This window comes from Acidovorax sp. BoFeN1 (assembly GCF_003345135.1).
GTDB classification, from domain to species: domain Bacteria; phylum Pseudomonadota; class Gammaproteobacteria; order Burkholderiales; family Burkholderiaceae_C; genus Acidovorax; species Acidovorax defluvii.
The window spans coordinates 22,495-29,245 of record NZ_QOZT01000045.1 but is presented as its reverse complement, the minus strand read 5'-3'; the positions used below and the strand labels follow the sequence as shown (position 1 = coordinate 29,245).

Below are 6,751 nucleotides of genomic sequence, written 5' to 3'. Positions count from 1 at the left end.
ATGTCCAGGGGTGCCGGGCGCAGCCGCTGGGGCGGGCTGCACCGGCGTTGCAGCGCGTGGCGACAGGCTCTTCGCGGGCGGAATTTTGGGCTGGTTGGGGCGGTTGGGGTTGACCTCCGAGGCTGCCGGAATCTGTGCCAGCTTGCGGGGAGAAACCGGTTTGATCGCCGGAGCTGCGCCCTGTGGTTTGGTTGCCGCGCGGGCAGCCAGCTTGCGCTTTTCTTCGTCACTCAGCGCCTGATAGGCTTGCCATTGGGCTAGTTTGTTGTCGCGGGCCAGGCGATTGGAGTCGGCATAGTTGAGCCTTGCCTGATTGCGCTGCTGCGCGCTGAGGCTGGCCCATTCCGTCATGCGACTGTGCAGCTTTTCCTGCTCGGTTTCAGGCAGCGTCGGAAAATTCTGGGCGAGGGCGAGCCAGCGCCGTTTTTGCAACTCGCTGAGAAGTGCCCAACGTTCCGCCAGTGGGTAAAGTGCCAATTTTTGGGGCGTGTTCAGAACTTCCCAGCCCGGGCCGGCATGGGTTTGCCGGTTCGGGTCGGTCACCGTGCCGGGGGCGCCCTTGCCACCAGACTTGGGTGCCAGCGCAGCGGCTGGAAGCAGGGTGCCGGGTGCCATGCGCACCTGATTGAGCACTGACACGCCGCCTGCCGCGAGCGCGCCTAAAAGCACCAAAGCCAGCACGAAGGCTGGCATGGTGAGGCGGGCGTCAGGTGAACTTGAGTGCATGCAGTAAAAAGGGCGCAATCAGTTGCTGGAATGTGCTGTTTTCAGGAACTGTACAAAACCGGGGTCGGAATAGGCTGCAGGGGGGAGATCATCGGTCAGCAATGCAGCGTCGACTTCTGCCACTTCGTTGGTGCCGATTTCGTCCTGGGAATCATTGATCACCACAAGTCCCACCAGCAGGGCCATTACCGGGATGGCCGAAACCAGCGCACTCCACCAGCCACTGCGTTCGTTGCCACCGCCGAGCACCGCCGTGTTGCCTGAATGCAGAACGGCAGGGGCTGCACGCCGGACCTGCACGACGACTTTGCGCTTGGCCAGTGCCTGCATGCGGGCGGCGCGCAGCCGCTCGGAAATATCGTAGGGCAGGTCATCCGTTCCACTGGTCAGTCGCGCGGTGACGCGGCGGGCGAAACGATCTGCCGCCATTTCGGTGGGGAGAGTGTTTGCTTTGTTCATGGCTCGATTCCTTTTGCCTTCAGTGCCTTGCTGAGGGCCTGTACTGCACGAAAACAGTGTGTTTTGACGCTGCCTTCGGAGCAGCCCATGGCGGCTGCTGTTTCTGCGACATCCATTTCTTCCCAGTAACGCATGAGAAACGCTTCCCGTTGACGTGCTGGCAACTCCTCAATCTCTGCTTCGATGTCCTTGAAGGTCTGCGCGCGCCGCGCCAGATCTTCCGCGCTTTCAGCCCGCTCCCCATTGTCGGGGCCGGCATAGGCTTCAAGCAGATCAAATTCTGCGCCGTCGTCGCCCGGTCCATCAAAGTCGCTCATGCTGGAAAACAGCGCATTGCGCGTCTTCTGGCGACGAAACCAGTCCAGCGTGCAGTTCGACAGAATGCGCTGAAAGAGCATGGGCAGCTCGCCCGGGGGCTTGTCGCCGTAGTGCTCGGCCAGCTTGAGCATGCTGTCCTGAACAATGTCCAGGGCCGCTTCCTCGTTGCGGACGTGATAGATCGAGCGCTTGAATGCGCGCTTTTCTACACTTTTGAGGAAATCGGAGAGTTCTTGTTCTGTTGCCAAGAGGAGTCAGCCCGGGAGGGTCGATGTCGTGCGAGAACGCACGATAGAGCGGTCATAGCCATTCAATTATCGCATTGGGCGCTGAATTTTCCGCGAATAGCTGGTTTTGTTCGTGTTGCAGTGCGATAATTTCGTTTGCAATTCAAAAGGCAAACGGGTCACGGTCCGGCGCGGCAATCATCCCGCCCATGTCCTTGGCCTCAAGTTCCGAGCTGGCTTCACGAGAGTCCATGCGAGGAGCACCCAAGGTTTTTCGTCAGAGAAATTCACAAAGGTTGATCATGGAAATCACAAAGGCTGAACTCACATCGGCAGCCGCTGCCTCCCAAGGCAACTTCCCCGCCTCCGGCTCTCAGGACCTCATGGGTTCTGAAATTCTCGTCAAGTCGTTGCAGGCCGAAAACGTTCAGTACATCTGGGGCTACCCAGGCGGCGCAGTTTTGTACATCTACGACGCGCTGTACAAGCAAGACACCATTCAGCATGTGCTGGTGCGCCATGAACAGGCAGCAGTGCATGCGGCAGACGGCTACGCACGAGCCACCGGCGAGGTGGGTGTGGCGCTGGTCACTTCAGGCCCGGGGCTTACCAATGCCGTGACCGGCATTGCCACGGCCTACATGGACAGCATTCCCATGGTGATCATCTCCGGCCAGGTGCCCACGGCGGCCATCGGTCTGGATGCTTTCCAGGAATGCGACACGGTGGGCATCACGCGCCCCATCGTGAAGCACAACTTCCTGGTCAAGGATCCACGCGATCTGGCCATGACGCTGAAAAAAGCCTTCCACATCGCACGCACCGGCCGACCTGGCCCCGTGGTGGTCGACATTCCGAAGGACGTTTCGTTCAAGAAGGTGCCTTACTCCGGTTATCCCCAAACCGTGGAAATGCGCTCCTACAACCCGGTAAAGAAGGGCCACGGCGGCCAGATTCGCAAGGCGCTTCAGTTGCTGCTGGCGGCCAAGCGCCCCTATATCTATACTGGCGGTGGTGTGTTGCTGGGCAATGCCACCAACGAGTTGCGTACCCTGGTCGACATGCTGGGCTACCCCGTGACCAACACGTTGATGGGCCTGGGTGCCTATCCGGCGTCGGATCGCAAATTCCTGGGCATGCTGGGCATGCACGGCACCATCGAAGCCAACAATGCCATGCAGAACTGCGATGTGCTGCTGGCGGTTGGCGCGCGGTTTGACGACCGCGTGATCGGCAACACCAAGCATTTTGCGCAGAACGAGCGCAAGATCATCCATGTGGACATCGACCCGTCTAGCATCTCCAAGCGCGTCAAGGTCGATATTCCGATTGTGGGCGATGTGAAAGACGTGCTGACCGAGCTGATCTCGATGATCCGCGAAGGCAGCACCCGCCCCGACGCCGGCGCGCTCGCCGCCTGGTGGGACACCATTGAAGGCTGGCGCAAGCGCGATTGCCTCAAGTACGACATGGGCAGCGGCGATGTGATCAAGCCGCAGTATGTGGTCGAGACGCTGTGGAACATGACCAAGGACGCGGACACCTACATCACGTCCGACGTGGGCCAGCACCAGATGTGGGCCGCGCAGTACTACCGCTTTGACGAGCCGCGCCGCTGGATCAATTCTGGTGGCCTGGGCACCATGGGCGTGGGCATCCCCTATGCCATGGGCATCAAGCTGGCCAAGCCGCAAAGCGAAGTGTTCTGCATCACGGGCGAAGGCTCGGTGCAGATGAACATTCAAGAACTGTCCACTTGCCTGCAGTACAACACGCCGATCAAGATCTGCGCATTGAATAACCGCTATCTGGGCATGGTGCGCCAGTGGCAGGAGATTGAATACTCCGGCCGCTACAGCCACAGCTACATGGACGCGCTGCCCAACTTCGTCAAGCTGGCCGAGGCCTATGGGCATGTGGGCCTGCTGATCGAACACCCCAAAGACGTGGAGCCCGCGCTGCGCGAGGCGCGCAAGCTCAAGGACCGCACCGTGTTCATGGACTTCCGCACCGACCCCACCGAGAACGTGTTCCCGATGGTGCAGGCCGGCAAGGGCATTACCGAAATGTTGCTGGGGTCGGAAGATCTTTAAGCCAAATCGGCCTCCAGCGCTTTTCCATCAAGCGTAAGTAGCTATTAATTTAATAGCATTCAATTTTTGACGAATCTATTGACTGCCAAGCCCGTGCATTACCGTGCACGGGGGAGGGCAGCAAAAAGAGGAATCTGGACACCATGAAACACATCATTGCCGTTTTGCTCGAAAACGAACCCGGCGCGCTGTCGCGCGTTGTGGGCCTGTTCTCTGCCCGGGGTTACAACATCGAGTCGCTCACCGTGGCGCCTACCGAGGATGCGTCGCTCTCGCGCATGACCATCCAGACCACGGGCTCCGAAGACGTGATCGAGCAGATTACCAAGCACCTGAACCGTCTCATCGAGGTGGTGAAAGTGGTGGACCTGACCGAAGGCGCTTACACCGAGCGCGAGCTCATGATGGTGAAGGTGCGAGCGGTGGGCAAGGAGCGTGAGGAGATGAAGCGCATGGCCGACATCTTCCGCGGCCGCATCATCGACGTCACCGAAAAGAGCTACACCATCGAGCTCACTGGCGACCAGTCCAAGAACGATGCCTTTTTGCAGGCGATCGACCGCACGGCGATCCTGGAAACCGTCCGCACCGGTGCCAGCGGCATCGGGCGCGGCGAGCGCATCTTGCGCGTGTAACGGATTCGCCTTCAACCAGCTAACGGTGCTGGGTCGCCTTGCCGTGCCAGAGCACTGTTTGCGGTTCCCCGCCTGGTTATCCGGTTGACGTCGAATCCTATGTAAGACAATCGACTGTTTAGTTTTCAACCCCCAACAACGCATTTCAACCGGAGCGACCCATGAAAGTTTTCTACGACAAAGACTGTGACCTGAGCCTGATCAAGGGCAAGACCGTTGCCATCATCGGCTATGGCTCGCAGGGCCACGCCCATGCACAAAACCTGAACGACAGTGGCGTGAAGGTCGTGGTCGGTCTGCGCAAGGGCGGCGCCTCGTGGGACAAGGTCGGCAAGGCTGGCCTCACGGTGATGGAGGTCAACGACGCCGTGAAGGCTGCTGACGTGGTCATGATCTTGCTGCCCGACGAAGACATCGCTGGCGTCTACAAGAACAATGTCGAGCCCCACATCAAGCAAGGCGCATCTCTGGCCTTTGCCCACGGCTTCAACGTGCACTACAACCAGGTCGTGCCCCGCGCCGATCTGGATGTGTGGATGGTGGCCCCCAAGGCACCCGGCCACACCGTGCGCAACACCTACACCCAGGGCGGCGGCGTGCCCCACCTGGTGGCCGTGCACCAGGACAAGACGGGCAAGGCCCGTGACCTGGCACTGAGCTATGCCATGGCCAACGGTGGCGGCAAGGCCGGCATCATCGAGACCAACTTCAAGGAAGAAACCGAGACCGACCTGTTCGGCGAGCAGGCCGTGCTGTGCGGCGGTGCTGTCGAGCTGATCAAGATGGGTTACGAAACCCTGGTCGAAGCCGGTTATGCCCCAGAAATGGCCTACTTCGAGTGCTTGCACGAGCTCAAGCTCATCGTGGACCTGATCTACGAAGGCGGCATTGCCAACATGAACTACTCGATCTCGAACAACGCCGAATATGGCGAGTACGTGACCGGCCCTGAAGTGATCAACACGCAGTCGCGCGAAGCCATGCGCAATGCCCTGAAGCGCATCCAGAACGGCGAATACGCCAAGATGTTCATCCTGGAAGGCCGCACCGGCTACCCCAGCATGACGGCGCGCCGCCGCAACACGGCCGACCACTCCATCGAAAAGGTGGGCGGCCAGTTGCGCGCGATGATGCCCTGGATCGCCAAGAACAAGCTGGTCGACCAGACCCGCAACTGATTCTTCGCGCCTGAAGCATCACGCGCACCCAAAGGCCACTTCGGTGGCCTTTTTTGTGGGCGGGGCACAGCGTGGCTGGCGCTACACTGCTGCCTTCGCCTTGTACCCGTTCGGCGTTATGCCTGGTCTGCGGGTGAGAACCAAATACTATAAATTTGAGAGCTGCTTGCGCATGACTGGCAAGCGCTGGAGGTCTATTTGATGCATGACGGCAATGAATCCACCGAAAACCCCGGTGTGATGGTGCGCAAGCGGCGCAAGGGCATCTACATCCTGCCCAACTTGTTCACGCTGGCGGCATTGTTCGGTGGGTTCTATTCCATCGTGATGGCCATGAACGGGCGTTTTGACATGGCCGCTGTGGGTGTCTTCTGTGCCATGGTGCTCGACAGCCTCGACGGGCGTGTGGCCCGCATGACCAATACGCAAAGTGCTTTTGGCGAGCAAATGGATTCACTGTCCGACATGGTGTCGTTTGGTGCAGCGCCGGCGCTGATTGCCTACGAATGGGCGCTCAGGGGGCTGGGCCGCTGGGGCTGGATTGCCGCGTTTGTCTATTGCGCATGCGCTGCGCTGCGTCTGGCGCGGTTCAACGTCAACACCAGCGTGGTGGACAAGCGCTATTTTCAGGGCTTGCCGTCGCCTGCCGCCGCCGCGCTGGTGGCGGGCTTCATCTGGCTGATGACCGAGTTGGGTGTGCATCGCGGTGAAGACGCCTGGCTCACTTGGTCGCAAGTGAGCTGGGTGATGTTTGCCTGCACGCTGTATGCGGGCCTCACCATGGTGACCAATGTGCCGTTCTACAGCTTCAAGGACGTGCAAATGAAGAAAAGCGTGCCCTTCGTTGTCATCGTGCTGATTGCGCTGGGCATAGCCATCATCAACATTCATCCGCCCATCGTCCTGTTTGGCGTGTTCGTGCTGTATGGCCTGAGCGGCTATGGGGTGTATGCGTGGCGCAAGGCCAAGGGGCAGCACAGCAGTGTGATCAGCATGTCGACCGATGAACCCGATGAACGGGGTCTGCACCGGTGACAGCGGCAGGGCGCAAAAAACTGTGCTACATTGGAACGCATGAACACGTTTGCACTGGCTCTACTGCTATCTCCCCACGG

Annotated in this window: 7 protein-coding genes; 4 read left to right on the top strand and 3 right to left on the bottom strand. The window is 59.8% G+C overall.

The genetic code is table 11. From position 1 onward, the window contains the following. From DTW89_RS11475 to DTW89_RS11465, 3 genes are all read right to left on the bottom strand, one after another. A partial coding sequence (locus tag DTW89_RS11475; protein WP_236637116.1) for a DUF3106 domain-containing protein occupies window positions 1-693 on the bottom strand: 693 nt, incomplete at its 3' end. 51 nt (window positions 694-744) lie between these two features. Beyond that, the gene (locus DTW89_RS11470) at window positions 745-1,185 is read right to left on the bottom strand and encodes a DUF3619 family protein (protein WP_024814723.1); all 441 of its coding nucleotides are present in this window, start codon (window positions 1,183-1,185) and stop codon (window positions 745-747) included. After that, entirely contained in the window at window positions 1,182-1,751 is a 570-nt protein-coding gene (locus DTW89_RS11465; RefSeq protein WP_024814724.1) for an RNA polymerase sigma factor, read from the bottom strand. Before DTW89_RS11465 ends, DTW89_RS11470 begins: the two co-directional genes overlap by 4 nt. A gap of 281 nt (window positions 1,752-2,032) precedes the next feature. Between DTW89_RS11465 and DTW89_RS11460 the strand changes: the two genes are divergently transcribed. From DTW89_RS11460 to pssA, 4 genes are all read left to right on the top strand, one after another. Further along, complete coding sequence (locus tag DTW89_RS11460; RefSeq protein ID WP_114656040.1) at window positions 2,033-3,823, top strand: acetolactate synthase 3 catalytic subunit; 1,791 nt, start codon at window positions 2,033-2,035, stop codon at window positions 3,821-3,823. 143 nt (window positions 3,824-3,966) lie between these two features. Next, window positions 3,967-4,458 (top strand): acetolactate synthase small subunit, encoded by a 492-nt coding sequence (gene ilvN, locus DTW89_RS11455; protein WP_024814726.1) that lies wholly within the window; start codon window positions 3,967-3,969, stop codon window positions 4,456-4,458. A 161-nt stretch (window positions 4,459-4,619) separates the two neighbouring features. Beyond that, window positions 4,620-5,636 carry a ketol-acid reductoisomerase gene (gene ilvC / locus DTW89_RS11450; RefSeq protein WP_114656039.1) on the top strand — a complete coding sequence of 339 codons (1,017 nt, stop codon included), beginning with the start codon at window positions 4,620-4,622 and terminating at the stop codon, window positions 5,634-5,636. Between the two features lie 201 nt (window positions 5,637-5,837). Then, window positions 5,838-6,671: a CDP-diacylglycerol--serine O-phosphatidyltransferase gene (gene pssA, locus DTW89_RS11445; protein WP_114656038.1), complete on the top strand. Its 834-nt coding sequence runs from the start codon at window positions 5,838-5,840 to the stop codon at window positions 6,669-6,671. The last annotated feature ends 80 nt before the right edge of the window (window positions 6,672-6,751 follow it).

Bases quoted from the DNA above. Each gene is read 5' to 3' on its own strand.
- ilvN (WP_024814726.1), top strand. From the start codon at position 3,967: ATGAAACACATCATTGCCGTTTTGCTCGAAAACGAACCCGGCGCGCTG.
- DTW89_RS11470 (WP_024814723.1), bottom strand. From the start codon at position 1,185: ATGAACAAAGCAAACACTCTCCCCACCGAAATGGCGGCAGATCGTTTC.
- pssA (WP_114656038.1), top strand. From the start codon at position 5,838: ATGCATGACGGCAATGAATCCACCGAAAACCCCGGTGTGATGGTGCGC.
- DTW89_RS11460 (WP_114656040.1), top strand. From the start codon at position 2,033: ATGGAAATCACAAAGGCTGAACTCACATCGGCAGCCGCTGCCTCCCAA.
- ilvC (WP_114656039.1), top strand. From the start codon at position 4,620: ATGAAAGTTTTCTACGACAAAGACTGTGACCTGAGCCTGATCAAGGGC.